19 protein-coding genes and 1 pseudogene are annotated in these 21,234 nt (G+C 52.4%); 15 read left to right on the forward strand and 5 right to left on the reverse strand.

Translation table 11 applies throughout. The features are described from left to right. Positions 1–28: 28 nt before the first annotated feature. The 7 genes and pseudogenes from rfbA (at position 29) to cysC (ending at position 8,144) form a co-directional block, all read left to right on the forward strand. Positions 29–926 (forward strand): annotated as a pseudogene (gene rfbA / locus SHEW_RS07275) (glucose-1-phosphate thymidylyltransferase RfbA). Positions 927–1,106: 180 nt separating this feature from the next. Beyond that, positions 1,107–1,850: a phosphatase gene (locus SHEW_RS07280; RefSeq protein ID WP_011865219.1), complete on the forward strand. Its 744-nt coding sequence runs from the start codon at positions 1,107–1,109 to the stop codon at positions 1,848–1,850. 283 nt (positions 1,851–2,133) lie between these two features. Next, entirely contained in the window at positions 2,134–2,802 is a 669-nt protein-coding gene (locus SHEW_RS07285) for a hypothetical protein (protein WP_011865220.1), read from the forward strand. A 382-nt stretch (positions 2,803–3,184) separates the two neighbouring features. Continuing rightward, entirely contained in the window at positions 3,185–4,090 is a 906-nt protein-coding gene (gene cysD / locus SHEW_RS07290) for a sulfate adenylyltransferase subunit CysD (protein ID WP_011865221.1), read from the forward strand. A 65-nt stretch (positions 4,091–4,155) separates the two neighbouring features. Continuing rightward, complete coding sequence (gene cysN, locus SHEW_RS07295) at positions 4,156–5,565, forward strand: sulfate adenylyltransferase subunit CysN (RefSeq protein ID WP_041407060.1); 1,410 nt, start codon at positions 4,156–4,158, stop codon at positions 5,563–5,565. Positions 5,566–5,724: 159 nt separating this feature from the next. Further along, the gene (locus SHEW_RS07300; RefSeq protein ID WP_011865223.1) at positions 5,725–7,452 is read left to right on the forward strand and encodes an SLC13 family permease; all 1,728 of its coding nucleotides are present in this window, start codon (positions 5,725–5,727) and stop codon (positions 7,450–7,452) included. Between the two features lie 62 nt (positions 7,453–7,514). Continuing rightward, positions 7,515–8,144 carry an adenylyl-sulfate kinase gene (gene cysC / locus SHEW_RS07305; protein ID WP_011865224.1) on the forward strand — a complete coding sequence of 210 codons (630 nt, stop codon included), beginning with the start codon at positions 7,515–7,517 and terminating at the stop codon, positions 8,142–8,144. Between the two features lie 177 nt (positions 8,145–8,321). On the opposite strand, the gene SHEW_RS07310 is transcribed toward cysC, so the two are convergent. Further along, positions 8,322–9,788: a capsule assembly Wzi family protein gene (locus SHEW_RS07310; protein WP_011865225.1), complete on the reverse strand. Its 1,467-nt coding sequence runs from the start codon at positions 9,786–9,788 to the stop codon at positions 8,322–8,324. 385 nt (positions 9,789–10,173) lie between these two features. Here SHEW_RS07310 and cysQ point away from each other — a divergent pair, with 385 nt between their 5' ends. The 4 genes from cysQ to SHEW_RS07330 all read left to right on the forward strand — a co-directional run bounded on the left by cysQ (position 10,174) and on the right by SHEW_RS07330 (position 13,383). Then, positions 10,174–10,968 (forward strand): 3'(2'),5'-bisphosphate nucleotidase CysQ, encoded by a 795-nt coding sequence (cysQ, locus tag SHEW_RS07315; RefSeq protein WP_011865226.1) that lies wholly within the window; start codon positions 10,174–10,176, stop codon positions 10,966–10,968. Positions 10,969–10,996: 28 nt separating this feature from the next. Next, entirely contained in the window at positions 10,997–11,887 is an 891-nt protein-coding gene (gene mak / locus SHEW_RS07320) for a fructokinase (protein WP_011865227.1), read from the forward strand. Between the two features lie 74 nt (positions 11,888–11,961). Next, positions 11,962–12,702: an ElyC/SanA/YdcF family protein gene (locus tag SHEW_RS07325; protein WP_011865228.1), complete on the forward strand. Its 741-nt coding sequence runs from the start codon at positions 11,962–11,964 to the stop codon at positions 12,700–12,702. Between the two features lie 12 nt (positions 12,703–12,714). Beyond that, positions 12,715–13,383 carry a DUF2982 domain-containing protein gene (locus SHEW_RS07330; protein ID WP_011865229.1) on the forward strand — a complete coding sequence of 223 codons (669 nt, stop codon included), beginning with the start codon at positions 12,715–12,717 and terminating at the stop codon, positions 13,381–13,383. A gap of 172 nt (positions 13,384–13,555) precedes the next feature. Here the strand turns inward: SHEW_RS07330 and SHEW_RS07335 are convergent, their stop codons facing one another. The 4 genes from SHEW_RS07335 to galU all read right to left on the reverse strand — a co-directional run bounded on the left by SHEW_RS07335 (position 13,556) and on the right by galU (position 16,576). Then, a complete protein-coding gene (locus SHEW_RS07335) occupies positions 13,556–14,011 on the reverse strand; it encodes a bactofilin family protein (RefSeq protein ID WP_011865230.1) in 456 nt (151 codons plus the stop codon). Between the two features lie 110 nt (positions 14,012–14,121). Then, the gene (napF, locus tag SHEW_RS07340; RefSeq protein ID WP_011865231.1) at positions 14,122–14,598 is read right to left on the reverse strand and encodes a ferredoxin-type protein NapF; all 477 of its coding nucleotides are present in this window, start codon (positions 14,596–14,598) and stop codon (positions 14,122–14,124) included. A gap of 44 nt (positions 14,599–14,642) precedes the next feature. Continuing rightward, complete coding sequence (gene galE, locus SHEW_RS07345; RefSeq protein ID WP_011865232.1) at positions 14,643–15,656, reverse strand: UDP-glucose 4-epimerase GalE; 1,014 nt, start codon at positions 15,654–15,656, stop codon at positions 14,643–14,645. Next, positions 15,656–16,576 (reverse strand): UTP--glucose-1-phosphate uridylyltransferase GalU, encoded by a 921-nt coding sequence (gene galU, locus SHEW_RS07350; RefSeq protein WP_011865233.1) that lies wholly within the window; start codon positions 16,574–16,576, stop codon positions 15,656–15,658. Before galU ends, galE begins: the two co-directional genes overlap by 1 nt. 454 nt (positions 16,577–17,030) lie before the next feature. Here galU and phhA point away from each other — a divergent pair, with 454 nt between their 5' ends. From phhA to SHEW_RS07370, 4 genes are all read left to right on the forward strand, one after another. Then, complete coding sequence (gene phhA / locus SHEW_RS07355; protein WP_041406559.1) at positions 17,031–17,828, forward strand: phenylalanine 4-monooxygenase; 798 nt, start codon at positions 17,031–17,033, stop codon at positions 17,826–17,828. Between the two features lie 46 nt (positions 17,829–17,874). After that, a complete protein-coding gene (locus tag SHEW_RS07360; RefSeq protein ID WP_011865235.1) occupies positions 17,875–18,213 on the forward strand; it encodes a 4a-hydroxytetrahydrobiopterin dehydratase in 339 nt (112 codons plus the stop codon). A gap of 233 nt (positions 18,214–18,446) precedes the next feature. Next, on the forward strand, positions 18,447–19,991 hold the full coding sequence (gene tyrR, locus SHEW_RS07365; protein ID WP_011865236.1) for a transcriptional regulator TyrR: 1,545 nt from the start codon (positions 18,447–18,449) through the stop codon (positions 19,989–19,991). A 246-nt stretch (positions 19,992–20,237) separates the two neighbouring features. Continuing rightward, entirely contained in the window at positions 20,238–21,224 is a 987-nt protein-coding gene (locus SHEW_RS07370; protein WP_011865237.1) for a fumarylacetoacetate hydrolase family protein, read from the forward strand. Positions 21,225–21,234: the final 10 nt, after the last annotated feature.

The following is a 21,234-nucleotide window of genomic DNA, read 5'->3' on the forward strand; positions in this document are numbered from 1 at the left end:
TAAGCTGAGACTAAATGAGAGCGATATAGTGAAAGGTATTTTATTAGCCGGTGGTACTGGCACGCGGTTGTACCCCATCACACGCGGCGTATCTAAGCAGCTGCTTCCGGTGTATGACAAGCCAATGATCTATTATCCGTTCTCTGTCCTGATGCTGGCGGGGATCCGCGATATTATGATCATCACGACTCTCGATGAACAAATGCTGTTTCAGCGCTTACTCGGCGATGGCAGTGATTTTTGGGGTTTTGCTTTCCTATCAAGTACAGCCAAAGCCTGAAGGCATTGCACAGGCTTTTATCATTGCCGAGGAGTTTATTGGTACCGATAGCGTGTGTTTGGTGCTGGGAGATAATGTTTTTTATGGGCAGGGTTTCAGTCTCACGCTGAAACAGACTGTAGCTGATCTCAGCAAGGCAGATTCAGCGGGAGCGACTATCTTTGCCTACCAGGTCGATCAAGCAGAAAGATTTGGCGTGGTGGAGTTTGATGCTGATTTTAACGCCTTGGCAATCGATGAAAAGCCAGCTATACCAAAATCTAACTGGGCGGTTACCGGGCTCTATTTTTATGACAATCAAGTCATCAATATCGCGAAAGGGTTAAAGCCCTCAAAACGTGGTGAGCTTGAAATTACTGAAATTAATCAATCTTATCTAATGCGTGGCCAGCTAAAGGTCGAACTGTTGGGACGTGGTTTTGCCTGGCTAGATACCGGTACGTTCGACAGTCTGCAGCAGGCTTCATCTTTTGTTCAAACCATAGAAACTGTGCAGGGGCTAAAAGTGGCTTGTCTTGAAGAGATAGCCTGGCGTAATGGTTGGCTAACCAATGAGGATATTCATCGTCTTGCCCAACCTATGCTGAACAATAGTTATGGGCGCTATTTGCTCTCTTTGATAAGCGATACAAAGTCTGTGACATAGTAAGAAGAGCAAAAGCGCAGATATCTAGGCATAAAGAGGTTCAGGTGTTGAGCAATGAATAGAGTCGACTAACGGGTTTTAAACTGCGAGCTGTGTTATGGAAAATGCGGTTTAAATACGTAGACTAGAAACACAGCCTAATTTCTTCTCTTACCTTGTATCTTACTAACGGAATCGCCGATGAAGTTTCTTGTTGATGTTCATGCACATACCATAGCTTCTACTCATGCCTATAGCACGGTTCATGATTATCTGGCTGTGGCGAAAGAGAAGGGCATTAAGCTGTTTGCCATTACTGATCATGGGCCCGATATGGCTGATGCGCCGCACTTTTGGCACTTCGTCAACATGCGAGTATTGCCTCGAATTGTCGATGGTATCGGTGTGCTCCGAGGTATTGAAGCCAATATCAAAAACGAAAATGGTGATATTGATTTCTTTGGTAGTTATCTCAATGAATTAGACATCGTGCTAGCGGGATTTCACGAGCCAGTTTTTCAGCCATCCACTCAAACTACCCACACTCAGGCGTTAGTCAATTGCATTGAAAGTGGCAATGTCGATATCATCAGTCATCCTGGCAACCCAGCTTATCCCATCGACATTAAGCGTGTTGCGGAAGTGGCCGCGACCCACAATGTTGCCCTTGAGATAAATAACTCCTCATTTTTGACCTCGCGAAAAGGTAGCTTGAAAAACTGCACGGCAATAGCCCGTGCAGTAAAAGAGGCCGGAGGCTATTTGGTCTTGGGATCAGACTCCCATGTTGCCTTCAGCTTAGGTGGCTTTGACAAAGCGATTGAGTTGATTCAAGAAGTTGATTTCCCGATTGAGCGAATTCTTAACCATAGTCCCAAAGCCCTGCTGGAGTTCTTAACGTCAAGGGGTCATAAAGGGATGGATGAATATGCGGAGATTGTTTAAGAGTCGATAGAGAAAAACAAAGCCGACAAAACTCGGACGTTCTGTTCATGTTCGGATTACAGTAGAGTTGTGTGATACAGCTTTTGTAAAGTTAATAGCCCATTACAATTTGACGATAAGAAAACACTGCAATCGTCTAAGCTCATGTAGATTTAAGTAAGATTTGTGGTGAAGTCATTGATTGAGATTTCGTATGGTTAAGAACCTGTTAGCATTCAATATTTCTTTCTTGGTTTTAAAGCGTTATTATGATTTTCTTCATTTGAGTTGCGAGTAACGAACCTTGTTTGATGAGTTTCAAATTCAGTTAACCACTTTCGATTGGAATGGTGTTTCCGGGCTAACAAATGTCTTAATGGTTATTTTGACCGGCTTGTTACTTTATGGGTTAAAGCAGGGATCAAATAATATTAAAGAGTCTGCATTATCTAGAGATGCAGACATTCTAAGATGGGCGATGACCGAGATGGATCATCTTAAGCCTGCAATAAGGCTTATTACTGATGCTCATAAACGTCATCCATATTGTAATTGTCCGAACGAGCATATAAAACATAACGACTGTTATTGGAATGATGAAGAACTTAAGGCTGCTCAAGAGGTCAGCGTTAAGTTACAACGTATCGGTTACATGGCGTTGCATAATCTAATTTCAAGAAATCACTTTATGAATGTTTGGGGCCCAATGTTTTTATCAACTTGGTATGCCCTAGAGCCTTGGGTTAAGCATAAGCGGTTGGATTTAGACGAACCACAGAAAATCGAGGACGGTGCATACTCTCGTATCTATTTAGAGCAGTTTGCCTTGTATTGTGAACAAAATTTACCCCTTGTGTTGGTGAATAATGAGCGAAGAAGGTTTAACTTGCCGATGCACAAACCCTCGCCAGTCACTTTTAAAACTTGGTTGTTAGCTAAGGTAAAAGGCACTAACGAAAAATTAAATATCTGATGTTTTGCAGAGTTACTTACGGTGCATGGGGCTGAGAGAGCATTCTCTTGCCAAGCCCCAAGCCCCAAGCCCCAAGCCCCAAGCCCCAAGCCCCAAGCCCCAAGCCCCAAGCCCCAAGCCCCAAGCCCCAAGCCCCAAGCCCCAAGCCCCAAGCCCCTGGCTCATTAGCTGTTTCCCTTCCAAATTTTAGCTTCCTTGTTATTTCTTTTTGGTATAAATAAATTAATATTTATAACTTCTAAAACGACTCCGTGCTGGTATTATCCTGTTTAGGCCGATTTTTGGTTAACCATGCTTAGATTTTATGTTGAATGAAATGTAGAGTAGGTTGGCATCTTGGTTAATAGCAATTTGATAACATTGGAATAAAACGGAAAGCCATATGTCTACACAGCAAACCCATCTTAAACAACTCGAGGCTGAATCGATTCAGATCATGCGTGAAGTTGCCGCAGAGTTTGAAAACCCCGTGATGCTCTATTCCGTTGGTAAAGACTCTTCTGTGTTGCTGCATCTGGCGCGCAAGGCATTTTATCCCGGCAAGATCCCGTTTCCTTTGCTGCATGTCGACACCAACTGGAAGTTCAAGGAGATGATTGAATTTCGCGATCGCATGGCCAAACAGTATGGGTTCGATCTTATCGTGCATAAGAACCCCCGTGGCCTGGAGATGAACATCTCTCCCTTTACCCATGGCAGTGCCAAACATACGGATATCATGAAGACTGAGGGCCTTAAGCAGGCGCTGGACATGCATGGTTTCGATGCCGCCTTCGGTGGCGCCCGCCGCGACGAAGAGAAGTCCCGCGCCAAGGAGCGCGTCTACTCGTTCCGCGACAGCAAGCATCGCTGGGATCCTAAGAATCAGCGCCCCGAGCTGTGGAATATCTATAACGGCAAGGTCGACAAGGGCGAGAGTATCCGGGTGTTCCCGCTGTCTAACTGGACCGAGCTGGATATCTGGCAATATATCTATCTGGAAAATATCGAGATCCCATCACTGTATCTCGCCGAGCCACGTCCGGTGGTGAAGCGTGATGGCACCTTGATCATGGTTGACGATGAGCGCATGGAGCTCGAGCCTGGTGAAGCCGTAGAGCAGAAGATGGTGCGTTTCAGAACCCTAGGCTGTTATCCGCTCACCGGCGCCGTCGAATCTCAGGCGACAACCCTGCCAGAAATTATTCAGGAGATGCTGCTTTGTACTACCTCAGAGCGTCAGGGACGGGTGATCGATAACGACTCCGCCGGCTCGATGGAAAAGAAGAAGATGGAAGGTTACTTCTAACTTAAGGCATCGCATTGATGGCCCATTGGCCAGGTACGCAGCAGATAACGAATACGAGAAACACCATGACGACTGAAAACACATTATTGCAGACCGACATCGAAGGTTACCTAAAGCTTCACGAAAACAAAGATATGTTGCGTATCTTGACCTGTGGCAGCGTGGATGATGGTAAGTCGACCCTGATCGGCCGCTTGCTGTTCGATAGCAAGATGATCTTCGAAGATCAGATGGCGGCTATCGAGAAAGATTCCAAGCGTTTTAACACCACAGATCAGGCCTTTGACTTGGCGCTTCTGGTAGATGGTCTGCAGTCGGAGCGCGAGCAGGGGATCACTATCGATGTGGCCTACCGCTACTTTGCCACCGAGCAGCGTAAATTTATCATCGCCGACACCCCAGGCCATGAGCAGTACACACGCAACATGGCCACAGGTGCGTCGACATCCGATCTGGCCATTATTCTGATCGATGCCCGTCATGGGGTGCAGGTACAGACACGTCGTCACAGCTATATCTGTTCACAGCTGGGCATCAAGCACGTAATCATCGCCATCAACAAGATGGATGCGGTCGGCTACGACCAGGGGATTTATCAGGGGATCAAGAAGGCCTATCGCGAGTTTGCCAAAGATCTTGCCTTTACCGACGTGCGCTTCGTGCCGATCTCGGCGCTCAAGGGCGACAACGTAGTGAACGAGAGCGAGAACATGACCTGGTATCCAGGTTCGACCCTGATCAAGCTGCTCAACACGGTTTCTGTTGAGCAGGATAGGAGCGAATCGTTCCGCTTCCAGGTGCAATATGTCAATCGTCCAAACCTGGATTTCAGGGGCTTCTGCGGCACAGTGGCATCGGGCGAGATCCGTGTCGGTGACACCATCGCCGCCTTGCCATCGGGCAAAGAGAGCCGCATCAAGTCAATCGTGACCTTCGACGGCGAGCTCGAAAAGGCTGTGGCAGGGCAGGCGGTGACCTTAACGCTCACCGATGAGATAGACGTCAGCCGCGGCGACATGTTGGTGCGCCCCCACGATAAGCCTAACTCGACCACTCATTTCGAGGCCGACGTGGTGTGGATGACCGAAGAGCCCCTGTGTGTAGACCGAGAGTATGCGCTTAAGCTTGGCAGCAAGGCGGTATACGGCTATGCCGATGCCATCAACTATAAGGTGGATATCAACCATTTGACCCAGCACAGCGCCCAGCAACTGGCCCTGAACGAGATGGGCAACTGTCACTTCTCGGTTACCGAGCCTGTGCAGTTTGACGCCTATGAAGATAACCGTGCCACCGGCGCCTTCATCATCATCGACAGGCTCACCAATGTGACAGTGGGCGCTGGCATGATCCGCAAGGCGATCGACGCTGGCAAGGGCAAGCAACGTGAGATCTCGGCCTTCGAGCTGGAGATGAACGCCTTAGTGCGTAAGCATTTCCCTCACTGGGGCGTGAAGGATATTTCCAAGGCCTAATTACGTATATTTAGTACAGATATTAGTGACAGACATTAGTTACCGATAACAGTTACGGACAGTTGAGGCCAAGGGCTAGCGCTAAGTAAGGTGTTTAGTATCGTTTTGATGGCGAACACCGACTTAGAACCGCTAGCCTGAGGCTTAAGAAAGCAAACTATGACATTTAACGCTTATCTCACCATCGCCATCTTCCTCGCGACTATCGTGGGGTTAGTGCGTTTCCAAAACCGGCCGGCGTTGGTGTTTGGCGTGACCCTGCTGGTGCTGGTGGCGTTTAATCTGGTGACCAAGGAGCAACTGCTCTCCAGCATGTCTAATCCTGGCCTGGTAACCTTGGTACTGCTGATCCTCTGCTCCTTTGCATTGGAGAAGACCCGGCTGCTGCGGGTCATCGCCGCCAAGGTTATCGTCAGCGGCTACCGTACCACCTGGCTACGCCTGTACGGCATGACGGCACTGAGCTCGGCTCTGCTTAACAATACCGCCGTGGTGGCCACCCTGTTGTCGCCCATTCGCAATAATCCGCATCATGTGGCGAGTAAGTTATTACTACCCCTGTCTTACGCGGCGATACTGGGCGGTACCCTGACCCTGGTGGGCACCTCGACCAACCTTATCGTCAATAGTATGGTGATTGATGCCTCAAACCAGTCGCTCTCTTTCTTCTCTTTCACCGCCATCGGCGCCTTGCTGGTGCTGGGCTGTGGTCTGGTGCTGCGTATCGCCTCAAGATGGCTGCCGGATATCGCTCACCAGGAGACCTGCTCCAAGGGCTACTTTATCGATGCCAAGGTGGTAGCAGGCTCCGAGCTAATTGGTCGTTCGGTGGAAGACAACGGCCTCAGGCATCTCGAATCCCTGTTCCTGGTTGAGGTGGTGCGTAATGGTCGCCTCATCAGCCCTGTGACGCCCACCGAGGTGCTGCAGCAGGATGACAGGCTGATCTTCAGCGGCGATATCGCCAAGGTGATGCAGCTTAGTCAGTTCTCTGGTCTTGAGATGTTTGCCGAAAAAAATGGCCTGCTCGACAGCAACCTCACCGAAGTGGTGGTAAAGCAAGAGAGCGTACTGGTGGGTAAGACCATGAAGAAGGCGGGCTTTCGCGCCCTGTTTGACGCCGCTGCGGTGGCCATTCGCCGTGACGGCGAAGAGATCTCGGGAAAGCTCGGTGAGGTGCAGATCAAGGCGGGCGACTTCTTAGTGCTGGCTGTCGGTAAGGACTTCCTTACCCGCCACAACATCAGCAAGAACTTTATCGTCATCAGCGGCGTCGAGCCCGAGACCCGTAACAATGGCAAGAAGGCCTGGATCTCTATCGGCGGTTTCGTGCTGACACTGGTGCTCGCCGCCACAGGCGTGGTGGAGATGCTCCAAGGGATGTTACTGCTGCTGGGCGTGTTGATCTTCACCCAGTGCCTCAACGTCAACGAAGTGGTTCGCCGCTTCCCTGTGGATATCTGGCTGGTGGTGGCCTCGGCCATCTTGCTCTCCCATGCCCTGGTCAACAGCGGCGTGGCCGAGCTGGTGGCCAGCTGGGTAGAGGGAACGGCGGAGAAAGAGCATCTTATGCTGGCGTTATTGCTGGTTTATCTCGCCACCTGGCTGATGACAGAGCTCATTACCAATAACGCGGCGGCGGCGCTGATGTTCCCTATCGCCTACAGCATAGCACTGGGCTTCGGGGTGGACTTCTTACCCTTCGTGATGACGGTGGCTTTTGCCGCCAGCGGCAGCTTCATCAGCCCCTATGGTTATCAGACCAACCTCATGGTGTATAACGCCGGTCGCTATCGCCTGATGGATTTTGTTAAAGTGGGCGTGCCCGTGAGCCTGACTTATGGGGCCATAGTCCTACTGACAGTGCCTTTGTTTTTCCCGTTTTAGACGAGGGGCGAGACGATCGGTTTCGCCCATCGTGATTGCAGTTAACCCGTTAAGGAAAGCCGATGTCCCCCTATAAGACAGTCGATGTTAATGTGAAATCCAGCGATGTTCAGTGGCATCAGGCCAGCGTGACTCACGCGGAGCGCGAGCAGGCCAACGGCCACAAAGGCGCCGTGCTCTGGTTTACTGGCCTGAGTGGTTCTGGCAAGTCCACAGTGGCTAACGCAGTCGACCGTCTGCTCCATGACAGAGGCTGTAACACCTATGTGCTCGATGGCGATAATGTACGCCATGGACTCAATGGCGACCTGGGCTTTTCCGATGAGGACAGGGTAGAGAACATCCGCCGTATCGGCGAGGTAGCCAAGCTGTTTGTCGATGCCGGCACTTTGGTATCGACGGCCTTCATCTCGCCATTTAATGCCGATCGCAAGCTGGTGAGAGATCTGCTGGCGGCCCATCAATTTATCGAGGTCTTCATCGATACGCCGCTTGAGGTGTGTGAGCAGCGCGACCCCAAGGGACTCTACAAGAAGGCGCGGGCCGGTGAGATTAAACACTTTACCGGTATCGATTCTGCCTACGAGGCGCCGGTTTCCCCCGAGGTGCATGTTAAATCCGCCGAGCAGTCGGTGCAGCAGTGTGCCGAGCAGGTGGTAGATTATCTAGTTAAGCAGGGGCTGCTGGCCTAAGTTGGTTTTAAGCTGGAGCTAAGCAGGAAAGGGCTAAGTTAGATTTAATCTTTTCTAGTGCTTAGGCTTAGTTAGTTTACCCGAATCTAATCTTCTAGAGCGCCGAAACTACTCGGCGCCCTGTTTATTCGTCATTTCGAAACAGACTTGGCTTTAATGGTTTACACCTGTGCAGCCTTAGAAGCGCCTTTCCCACAGGGCATACAGGCTGGTGTCCCAGTCGTGTCCGCCGTTATGGACAAACTGGCGATAACTGAGGGTGCCACCCAGCTTGAGGATGCCCTCAAACCAAGGTCTGTGGTAGCTGGTATCGAACTGATAGACCCGCTCATATTCGCCAGGAGAGACAGGGTTACCGCCTGCGCTATTGCCCGTATCTATACCGTCGGTGTTGAGCCTGAGCCAGCGCAACTTGTTGGTGACGCTGTGGCCATCGCCCAGCTGAGTGATGCCACCAAGGACTAAGGTCTCGGAATCGTTATCATAGGTGCTGCCCAGGCTCCTGCCGTAGTAGCGGTAGCCACTCTGGTAAAAGCCATGTTCATACAGACAGTTATAGGCGTTAGGGTCGATGCCACAGGCCACCTTGGTATCGGCATACTCGATGAAGACCCGGGTGCTCAGTGCATCTAGCATAAAGTCTACCCCGCCCAAGTTGGCGGCATTGATCAGCTTGTTTTTGCCGTGGTGATAGTCTTCGTGGATCCGTTCGAAATAGATGCCATAGGGGACGCCGAAGGCGGTGTCTGACCAGCGAAAATCATAACCGGCGAGCATATTTTCCTGGCCGTTGGTGACATCACCCTCAGACTGGCCACCATTAAACAGGCCATCCCACCAGTCACTCAGGCTATTGCCATAGCCTTCGCCGCCCCACTGCATGGTCCATGAGAAGCCAACCTCTAGTTTAGAGATAGGTCTGAGGGTGCCGCGAGCGCCCCAATGTCTGGCATCGGGCACATAGCGGTCGCTCTCCATCTGGCTGAAGCTGGTGGTAAAGGTCCAGGGGCCGATCCAGTTAAGCCAGGGCGATTCGAATGCGGCGCTGTTGTTGCGGCTTAGTGTCACACCTAGCATGGGGCGGGCATTGGTGGTCTGGATTAGGCCGGTATCCCATCCTGGCCCCCAATATTTTTGCTGAGCACCGGCGCTGAGGATCCAGTTGCCCAGGCTCAGGGCGGCGAAGCTGTTGTCTAGCCGGCTGCTGTTGCCATCTATCGGGTCTTGATGATAGCTAGCCGAGAGGCGACCGCTAAACCACTCCTTGGTGATCTCGACGTCCACCTTGGCTTCGGCCTTGTCTCTATAGTCATGGCCAAAGCCCAAGAAGCGCGCCCTGTCGGTGGCCGCCCCCAGGCCGATGCGGGTACTAAGGTCTCTATGGTCTCTGGCATAGGCGCTCATTACTCTATCGTAGGCCGCGGCCTGGGCCGGAGAAAGCTCGGGCAATTCGGCTGCATCGAGATCTTGCTTGAGCCCGGCCCACATCAGCGGATAGGTGGTGACCGGCTGCTTGATTATCCCTGTATCGGCGAGCAGTTGAATGTCGGCTCGCAGCGGCAGGTCGGTCGGTTCTATCCACCAGGCGGCAAACGCCGAATGGCTGCTAACAAGTAGGAGGGGAACGGCTAGGTATCGTTTCATCTGCTCATCTTTTCGATCTGAATTTTTGCGCGAATATGATGATTAATTGGCTAATTAACAAGGGAAATGTCGATAATTGCTGGATTAATCACCTGGCTTTGTAGCTTTGTGTTGCCTGGGTGATTTTTAGGTGAATTAGGCGTGGGATTTCGGTGGTGATTTTGTACTTGCGATAGAGGTGAAAGGTTAACAGCTTGTGGGGTGATCATCGGTTGGCTGCAAGCCTGACAAGGTGCTGAATACGAATGCAAGGCGCGGCGAAAGGCTTTTCACTGCCCCGCGCCTAGCTTAGTATCTTTTACGCAAAGTATGATCAAATTGTTATTAAATTCTTAGGCGTGGAGATGGCATACTAAGGCAATCTAGGACGAAGAGAATTTATATTGTGAGTCATATATTTAAGCAAGAATGGTTAGATGAGTTGGTCGAGATCGCTAAGAAGGCGGGCGATGCCATCATGCAGGTCTATGGCAGCGACCAGATGGATATTCAGGCCAAGGCCGACGATAGCCCTGTGACCGCGGCCGATCTGGCCAGCCACAAGGTGATCGTCGAGGCGCTTGCGCATCTGACGCCAGACATTCCCGTGATGTCTGAAGAGGCCGCCGATATTCCCTGGGAGACGCGTAAGCAGTGGCAGCAGTATTGGCTTATCGACCCACTGGATGGCACCAAAGAGTTTATTAAGCGTAACGGTGAGTTCACCGTTAATATCGCCTTTATCGACAAGGGCCGCGCCCTCGCTGGGGTCGTCTATGCGCCCGTGCTGGATAAATGTTATTACGGCGCCCAGCATCTTGGCGCCTGGTTGGCCAGCGCCGATGGGGTGACAGATTTGAACCAGCTGGCGGTTGCGGCGCCGAATGTGCCCAGGATTGTCGGCAGTCGCTCCCATGTGAGCCCTGGGCTTGCGGCCTATCTCGAGGAGATAGGCGAACATGAGATGACCAGTATCGGCAGCTCGCTGAAGTTTTGTCTGCTGGCCGAAGGCAAGGCGGATATCTATCCCCGCCTGGGTCTGACCAGCGAGTGGGACACGGCGGCGGCGCAGGCAGTGTTGGAAAGTGTTGGCGGTCTTGTGGTGAATGCCGATAACGGCCAGCCGCTGGACTATAACCAGAAAGAAGATATTTTGAATCCCTACTTTATCGCCACCGCAAAGCATTGGCGCGATAAGTAAGAAAAAGAGAATAAGATTGGAGCAGAGTATGATGAGAATGGGTGTTGACCTGGGGGGCACTAAGATAGAGCTGGTGGCCCTGAGTGAGGCCGGTAAGGAACTGTTTAGGAAACGGATCCCCACGCCGCGTGAATACAAAGCCACCCTGGATGCCATCGAGGCACTCGTCAATGAAGCAGAGTCCACTCTGGGTCAAAAAGGCACAGTGGGTGTCGGTATTCCCGGGGTGATTTCTCCTTTCTCTGGTCTGGTGAAGAATGCCAACTCGACCTGGATCAATGGCCATCCCTTAGATCTGGACTTAGGTGCGCGTTTGGAGCGTGAGGTGCGCGTAGCCAACGATGCCAACTGTTTCGCCGTGTCCGAGGCGGTAGATGGCGCCGCGGCCGGTAAAGGCCTGGTATTTGGGGTGATCATAGGCACGGGCTGTGGCGGCGGTATTGCCATCAACGGCAAGGTCCACGGTGGCGGCAACGGTATCGGCGGCGAGTGGGGCCATAACCCGCTGCCCTGGATGACACCCGACGAGTTCAACTCTACCGAGTGTTTCTGCGGCAACAAAGACTGCATCGAAACCTTTATCTCTGGCACCGGCTTCGTGCGCGACTATAAGGCGGCCGGTGGCGATGCACCCAGCGGTATCGAGATCGCCCGTCGTATGGAGCAGGGTGAAGCGCTGGCGACCGCGGCGTTTGAGCGCTATATCGACCGTCTGGCTCGCTCGCTGGCCCATATGATTAACATGCTGGATCCCGACATTATCGTGCTCGGCGGAGGCGTCTCCAACATAGAGGCCATCTATCCAAGATTACCTGAGGCACTGTCTAAGTATGTGCTTGGCGGTGAGTGTCGTACCCCTGTGGTGCAGAACATGTATGGCGGCTCATCTGGGGTTCGCGGCGCCGCCTGGCTCTGGTAATGACTTCCAGGCATCCCTAGGTTACACTTGCCCCCACTTTTCAATGGGGGCAAGACTTAGGGGCAAGGATAGCCATGTTCTGGATAAAAAAACTAATTTCACAACTCTTAATGCCGATCCCATTATCGGTATTGTGTCTGTTTATCGCGATCCTGATCCTGCGACGACGCAAGTTCGTTAAGGCGCTGATCACACTCTCTTTTACCATCTTATTGCTGGCGAGCAGTCAATGGGGCAGTCATCAGCTGACCGCACCGCTCGAGGGGCAATACCCAGTCAACAACGACCCAATAGAAAACGCCTGCGTGGTGATGGTGCTGGGCAGTGGTCACGATTCTACTATCGCCGATCGCGCCACCCTGCAGCTCTCTGCCACCGCACTGGCCCGTCTTACCGAAGGGGTGAGACAACTCAGCCTAGGCCAGGATTGCCAACTGGTGGTCAGCGGTTGGGGTGGCAGTGATGCTGTGCCTCAGGCGCAGGTGATGGCCAATGCCGCCATCGAGCTTGGGGTGAACCCAGAGCGGATCATTAAGTTTCCCCTGGCCAAAGATACCCTGGAGGAGGCACAATTTCTCAAGTGGGAGATAGGTGATAGCCCCTTCAGGTTGGTGACCTCGGCCACCCATCTGCCACGGGCCATGATGATCTTTCATCAGGCTGGCATGCACCCTCAGGGGGCGCCGGCAGACTTTATTGCCCGGGGCGGCTACTGGTGGCAGCTGGATGCCCGTAACCTGTTGGCCTCCCAGCGTTCGATCCATGAATATGTGGGACAGACTTGGCTTAAGATTAAATTTGCTTTGGCAGATTAGCGTTTGGAGATTATGGAACAAGAAGCTGTTGTCATTCGCGCGGTGACCAAGCGTAACGCGCGCACCTTTACCCTGATTGGCGGCATCGCCTTAATCAGTGCCCTGTGCATGTTTATCGCCTCCAGGGCGCTGATGGGGCCGGGCATGATCTGTTTCATCTTCGGTATGATCTTTACCGTGTTGGGGATAGCCAAGTGGATGCAGCCCGAGGTGAGTATAGAGCTAAGGCCCAGGGGGCTGGTGTATCATCATCACAGGGGCAGCATCTATCTGGAATGGGACAACATTCAACGGGTCGATATTCCTCGCAGCATTCAGACGTTTGATAGCCATGATCTGCCCTATATCGGGGTCAGGCTGAAATCCCTGTTGCCGCTGATCGACGATATACCTCCCAGGCTGGCGACTGGGCTCTTGAGCGAGCAGCGCCCGCTGCTGATCTCCTCCCTGAATCTGGACGGTGAGCTTGCGGACCTCGAGCATTATCTCAACTCAGAGTTCACTCCCATCACACTAGAAGGCACAGATTTCAGTGGCGTGCAGGCGATGTTTGCCCGGCGCTGCGCTCAGCTCAATACTCAGCTGGGTTACCATGTTTACTTGCCGGAAGATTGTTTAGACAGAGCGCCGAGAGAGTTTCTCGCGCTGCTGAGGGAATATAGAAGCAACCTTAGGCAATAGCAGGTCATCCTGGCCTGCTAGAAAGCGACTGCTGACCATAGACTCATTATTATGAGTACAAGAAATGGGGGCAAGGGATGGATATAAAAAAGGCCACACAATCCTGTGGCCTTATTTGTTAAAGCTGTCCACTTAATATAGCCAGATAGGGCTCTAGCCAAGCTTACCTAGATTAGGCAGATTTAGTGAGTTCTTTAAAGTAATTGTCTAACTGAGACTCTGCCTCAGGTTCGGCATCAGATTTGGTTTCAGGGTTAATTGCTTGGACGTCTGGTTCGCTGGCGAGCAGAGCGACCTCTTCGCGTACGCGCATCCCGATAAACTGACCCCCTTCGAAGATCTCCATCGAGTTACAGGCGATCTCGCCCTCGACGCTACCTGTGCTGGTGATGTTCAGTTTTTCACACTTCATCTTGCCCTTAAACGCACCAGAGACCTTAATTTCCTTACACTGCAGCTCGCCTTCGATATAACCATCGACTTCGATCGTCAGCTTACCGGTCGCGCTGATTTTGCCGTGCAGTTCGCCGCCGATGAGGGCTTCGCCGGCAAAATGAGTTTCCCCTGATAATTTAGTCCCTTGCGCAATAAAGGTGAGACCTGCTTTGTTATTTTTCTTTCCAAACATAATGATTAACTTTTTGCCCGTTTTGCCCAATATTACCCTTAAACTTTGTGTAACAAAACCACTAATATTTGGCGCTGCCTGTCAGTTTTTTGGCAATGCTTTTCACTACATTAGCTAAGTTTTATTGATTGATTAGGGCAGGGGGCTACGCAGGCACCGCAGCCGTTACACATCTCGGTATCGATCACAGGCTTGGGCGCCTGACCTATGCTGGCGGTAAAGCTGATGGCTCTGGGATCGCAGGCATCTTTACAGGTCTGACACCAGATGCCGCTGTTGGCGAGACAGCTCTGGTCGATACTGGCCTTGATCTGCCAGGGGGTCTCTTCGGTGTCGGTAAACAGCGGCTCGGGACACACCTTGGCACAGGCGCCACAGAAGGTGCATTCATCCTGACTGAAGCTGACCTCGGGAAAGCCACCGTCGCCACGGGAGAGGATCTTGGTTTCACAGGCGTCGATACACTTATCGCAGCGGGTGCAGATATCGGTAAATTCGACATCTGTGCTGCTCCAGGGCGGGCGGATCACCTGGCTCTTGCGGCGACTGAAGAGGTTACGGCGGCTTTGGTTGATGCGATTACTCATAGATTCACTTGCTATCAAATGGAGGGCCTGAGCCCCCGATTGCTTTAGGCCTTGTAGCCGCTCGGGTTAGAGGACTGCCAGTGCCAGCTGCTGTTGGCCATATCTTCTATGGTGTGGGTGGCCTGCCAGTTCAGCTCTGTCTGCGCCTTGTGAGGATCGGCGTAACAGGCGGCGATATCGCCAGGACGACGCGGCGCGATCTGGTAGGCGATGGCATGCCCGCAGGCCTTCTCGAATGCCTTGACCATGTCCAGCACGCTATAGCCCTGGCCTGTGCCCAGATTATAGGTGACTAAGCCTGGCTGGGTGTTGAGTTTCGCAAGCGCCTTCAGGTGGCCCTTAGCCAGATCCACCACATGGATATAGTCGCGCACCCCTGTGCCATCATGGGTGTCGTAGTCGTCGCCGAAGACGCTCAGCTTCTCGCGTTGACCCACGGCAACCTGGGCGATGAAGGGCATCAGGTTATTGGGGATATCGTTGGGATCTTCGCCGATGAGGCCGCTCTCGTGGGCGCCAACAGGGTTGAAGTAACGCAGCCTGGCGATGTTCCAGCTCGAGTCCGAGTGGTGTAGATCCTTAAGGATATGCTCGACCATCAGCTTAGACTGACCATAGGGGTTAGTGGCGCCCGTGGGGAAATCTTCGGTAATGGGCAGTGAGGCGGGATCGCCATAGACGGTAGCCGATGAGCTAAATACCAGGTTCTTCACATTAAATTCGGCCATCACCTCGCACAGCACTAAGGTGCCGGTGACGTTGTTTTCATAGTAGCGCAGCGGCTGGGCGACCGACTCGCCGACCGCCTTGAGGCCGGCAAAATGGATCACGGCGTCGATATCATGGTCGGTAAAGACCTTCTGCAGGAAGGCCTTGTTGAGCACGTCGCCCTGGTAGAAGGTGACCCCTTTATTGGTGATCTGCTCGACCCGCTTGAGGGCCTCGACGCTTGAGTTACTCAGATTGTCTATGATCACTACCTGTTGATCATCATTAAGTAGCTCAACGACAGTGTGGCTACCTATGTAGCCTGCGCCACCTGTGACTAAAATCGTCATTAATCTTTATCCTGTTGTAAATCTGAAACTAATGTCTTGAGGTAGTCGGCAAAATCCCTGCCCACTTCGTGATGGCGCAGCGCGTATTCGACATTGGCGCGCATGTAGCCGAGTTTGTTGCCACAGTCATGGCTCTTGCCATGCATGTAATAGGCGTTGACGGTTTGAGTGTTCATCAACATGGCGATGGCATCGGTAAGTTGGATCTCATCGCCTGCGCCGGCGGGGGTCTTGCCCAGTAGCTGCCAGATCTGCTTAGGTAGCACGTATCGGCCAACTACCGCTAAGTTAGATGGCGCCTGGCCCACCTTAGGTTTCTCCACCAACTCATTGATAGGTTTAGATTGCCCGGCCTCCAGCTGATGGCCGTTCACATCGGCGATACCATACTGGTCGACGCTGCTCTCTGGCACGCCCTCGACCATGATCTGGCCCACTTCGGTTTCGTCAAACAGCTTGATCATCTCGGCCAAGTTATCCCGGCTGAGATCGCAGCTGGCATCGTCTATGATGACGTCCGGCAGCAGGACCGCAAAGGGCTCGTCGCCCACGACCTTTTGGGCACATAAGATGGCGTGGCCCAGCCCCTTGGCCTGAGATTGGCGCACGCTGATCACTGTCACGTCGCTTGGGCAGATGGCCTGCACCTCGGCCAGTAGCTGACGCTTTACCCTGCGTTCGAGCTGAGCCTCGAGCTCGAAGCTGGAGTCGAAATGGTTTTCGATGGAGTTCTTACTGGCATGGGTGACCAGGACTATCTCATTGATCCCGGCGGCTATCGCCTCGTTGACCACGTATTGGATCAAGGGTCTATCGACTATGGGCAACATCTCCTTGGGGATCGCCTTGGTTGCCGGAAGCATGCGAGTGCCGAGACCCGCGACGGGAATAACGGCCTTGCGAACTTTGTGCTGTTTCATCCTAATCCTAGTTGGCTGCGCAAAATGCCCTTTTATTCTAATAAAAACGCCCTGAAAAGCCAGGAGATTTAGGCGCTTTGGCCGCTAGCTTCTCGGCATCCGTCGAACTATTCGGCGTCGGCCTTAGCTCTAATCTGACGCCATTAGAGGCACGCTGGATGCCAGAAAAGGGATCGAGCAGAGTATGTAAAATACCTTTACATAAATATTTATCCCATGGGGTAAGCAGATGAAATTGATGCCAAACTCGGCATTTGTGTCAAGAGTGTTACATGTCTATTTTTCTGTAAGTCTATAAATAAAAACGATTTAAATTTTCATGTTCTGCCGGATGTAAATTTGAGGTTACATCTTGAGCGGCGCGGCAGCCAAATTATAAAGTGTGATCCTGTTAACAAACTCTGGCGTTTAGTCAAATATGGAGGCAGGAGCAGTCATTTGTGTTGTATTTATCATGAGTAAACAAACTACGTATCAGGCCAGACTGCCTGATAGCCAAGGGGTCATCCAATACCCTGACAATGAACACGAGATCTGGCAAGCGCTGTACGACAGACAGAAGGGTAATTTGCCCCACTATGCCTGTGATGCTTATCTGAAAGGGCTCGAAGATCTTGCCTTGCCTGCAGATCGCATCCCGCAGCTTGGCGAAATAGACGCTGTGCTGCAACAGGCCACTGGGTGGAAGACGGCCGCCGTGCCGGCGCTGATCTCGTTTGAGAAGTTTTTCCAGCTGCTGGCGAACCAGGAGTTTCCGGTCGCCACCTTTATCCGCAGCAAGGAGGAGTTCGACTACCTGCAGGAGCCCGATATCTTTCACGAGATCTTCGGTCACTGCCCGCTGTTGACCAATCCTTCATTTGCCCGTTTCTCTCACGAATACGGTAAGTTGGGTCTGGCCGCCTCCAAAGAGGAGCGTGTCTTTCTCGCCAGACTTTACTGGTTTACCGTGGAGTTTGGTTTGATCCGTCAGACCAACGATGAGCTGAAGATCTACGGCGGCGGCATATTGAGTTCGCCCGGTGAGACGCTATACGCCATGAGCGATACTCCAGTGGTGAAGCCTTTCGATCTGTTGGATATTTTAAGAACCCCTTATCGAATCGATATCATGCAGCCAATTTATTACGCTATTGATTCAATTGATTACTTAGACGAAATCGTCAAAATGGACATCATGGGCGCCGTGACTAAGGCGCGTCAGCTAGGCCTACATGCCCCCATGTTTGAGCCAAAATCGAAAGCCAGTTAAGAAAGCTAGTTAATAGAGCCAGATAAGAAAATCAGAAGGAAGAAGTATGACTGAATTAGCCCAAATGAAATGCGAAGCCTGCCAGGCCGACGCGCCAAAGGTGACCGATGCCGAGTTGGCCGAGCTGATCCGCATGATCCCAGATTGGGGTGTCGAGGTGCGTGACGGTATCATGCAGCTTGAGCGTGTCTACAAGTTTAAAAACTTTAAGCTGGCGATGGAATTTACCAATAAATTGGCAGACTTAGCCGAGGAAGAGTTCCACCATCCCGGTATCCTAACCGAATGGGGCAAGGTCACCGTGACCTGGTGGTCTCACTCGATCAAGGGCCTACACCGCAACGATTTCATCATGGCGGCCAAGACAGACCAGTTATTGGACTAAGTTAAAATTGATTTAAAAACAGCGTCATAGCCTAGCTATGGCGCTGTTTTTTTGGTTGCTTTTCGAATCCGGTGTAAACAACTCTTGCCACAAATCTCATTACACTCTAACGTATAGGCGTTTTATCGGCATTTCTGCGTGGCGTGTCACACTTTTTCTGGCATGAGACGCAACCATGCTCGCGATAATCCCAAAAACCGTGAAGTAATAAATATAAAAAGGGACGAAAGGGTATGCGCTTAGAAGTAAGTTGCATCGACCGCGTGGGTCTAGCAAAAGACATTCTGGTGATCCTCGAAGGCTATGGTATTAACCTGATAGCTATCGACGCCAGTAACCAGGGATTTCTCTATCTGCAGTTTGCTGAGGTCAACTTTGATGTGCTCAGTGAGCTGCTGCCGTTAATCAGGAAGGTGGAAGGGGTGCATGATGTGCGCACAGTCTCTTTCATGCCTTCCGAGCAGGAGCATTACGCGCTCAAGACCTTGTTGAAGACGCTGCCGGATTCTGTCTTCTCCATCGACGTTAAGGGGCGGATCCGCATCGTCAATGAGTCGGCGCTGATGACGGTCAACATGGGTGAGCACGAGGTGCTCGACGAACCCCTCAATCATTGGGTACAGGGCTTTAACTTCAACCGCTGGCTCAGCGAGCCGCTGGTGTTGGCCCAGGCCACACGGGTTAACATTGGCCAGAGCGAATACCTGGCCGAGATGCTGCCCATCTATCTGCCTGACGAGAACGACAAGACCATTCTGGCCGGTGCCGTAGTCTCCCTCAAATCGCCCGCACGGGTCGGCAAGCAGTTTAACGCCCTACAGAATCAGACCACAGGATTTGAGAATGTGCTGGCGGTCAGCGACAAGATGAAAGAGGTGTTAGTGCAGGCCAGACGCATGGCCCAGCTCGATGCGCCTCTGCTGATCACGGGTGAGACGGGCACAGGCAAGGAGCTGATGGCCAGAGCCTGCCACGATGCTAGCATGCGTCGTGAGCACCCCTTTATTGCGATTAACTGCGCCGCCATGCCTGACAGCGCCGCCGAAGAGGAGCTCTTCGGTTATGTCAGCGGTGGTGAAGTGGTCAAGCGCGGCTTCTTCGAGGAGGCCAAGGGCGGCACCGTCTTCTTAGATGAGATAGCGGAGATGTCCAAGGCGGCCCAGGTCAAACTGCTGCGCCTGCTGCAGGACGGCACCTTCCGCCGAGTAGGCGGCGATGTGGAGGTGCGCTCTGACGTGCGCATCATCTGCTCGACCCAGAAGAACCTGGCCGAACTATGTCAAACCGGCGAGTTCCGCGAAGATCTCTACTATCGCATCCATGTGCTCAGCTTCCATATGCCGTCGCTTCGCGAGCGCAAGGTGGATGTGATCCCCCTGACCGAGATGTTCCTCGAGCATTACAGTCAGCAGCTGTCTATCCCTATTCGTCGTATCTCGGCTCCATGCCGCGAGCATCTGCTGGGCTACGCCTGGCCGGGTAACGTGCGCCAGCTGAAAAACGCCATCTTCCGTGCGGTATCCATGTGGGATGGCTCGGCGGAGCTGACGGTGGATCAGCTCAAGCTACCGTCATACGCCGAGGGCTTTGGCTATTTCGATCATCAGTTTGAGGGCAGTCTGGATCAGGCGATGAAGCAGTTTGAGGCGAGTCTGCTCAGACGTCTCTATCCGGCTTACCCCAGTACCCGCCAGCTGGCGAAGAAACTTGGGGTGTCTCACACGGCTATCGCCAACAAGCTGAGGGAATATAAGATCAGCAAGCAAAAAGGGATGTAAAACCTTATTGCCAGTTGGCTGGCGGTTTTCTAGGCAGAGACAAGGCCGAAACCCCATGAATTTGGGGTTCTCTCTGCCTGTCATGAATTGTTTACAAATTTGAATGTTATGGGAAGGAGTGTGATTTGTATCACGCTATTCCTATCTTGAGGCGCATAGGGTATTTCTATGCCAAATTGATAGTCCCAGACCCATTAGCGGCGCGCCCCTAAGGTCTGGCAAGAGAAGAATTCGGAAGGAGTGGGTATGAAGTTAGCAAGTTATAACAACGGCCGTCGTGACGGTCAGCTGATGCTTGTGAGTAAAGATCTAACCAAGGCTGTTGCGGTACCGGCCATCGCGCACACCATGCAGCAGCTGCTCGACGCCTGGGATCTGCTTCAGCCGCAACTGCAAGAGCTTTATGAGGCCCTCAACCAAGGCGTGCTAGACAACACGGTCGACTTCGACGAGAACAAGTGCCTGTCACCGCTGCCACGTGCCTATCAGTGGGCGGACGGTAGCGCCTATGTGAACCACGTTGAGCTGGTACGTAAGGCCCGTGGCGCCGAGATGCCAGAAACCTTCTGGACAGATCCTCTGGTGTATCAGGGCGGTTCTGACAGCTTTATCGCGCCTAAGGCGGATATCGAGCTGGCCAGCGAAGAGTGGGGCATAGATTTTGAATCTGAAGTGGCAGTGATCACCGACGACGTGCCTATGGGCATAGACGCAGAGTCGGCCGAGAAGCATATCAAGCTGCTGATGCTGGTGAACGATGTGTCGCTGCGTAACCTGATCCCAGCCGAGCTGGCCAAGGGCTTCGGTTTCTTCCAGTCTAAGCCGTCCAGCAGCTTCTCACCTGTTGCCGTGACTCCTGATGAGCTGGGTGACAAGTGGCATGAGTCTAAGGTGCATCTGCCGTTGATCACCCATCTGAACAACGAGCTGTTTGGTAAGCCAAACTGTGGCATCGACATGACCTTTAACTTCAGTCAGTTGATTGCCCATTTCACCAAGACTCGCCCGCTGGGCGCCGGCGCCATCATAGGTTCGGGCACCATCTCTAACTATGATCGCAGCGCTGGCTCTAGCTGTCTGGCCGAGACCCGTATGCTGGAGACCATCAGCGACGGTAAGCCATCGACCTCATTCATGCGTTTCGGTGATCGCGTGCGCATCGAGATGCTGGATGAAAATGAGCAATCTATCTTTGGTGCCATCGACCAGCAGGTGGTTGAGTACAAAGGTTAATTCTCAAAAA

The organism is Shewanella loihica PV-4, from assembly GCF_000016065.1.
In the GTDB taxonomy this organism is placed as follows: domain Bacteria; phylum Pseudomonadota; class Gammaproteobacteria; order Enterobacterales; family Shewanellaceae; genus Shewanella; species Shewanella loihica.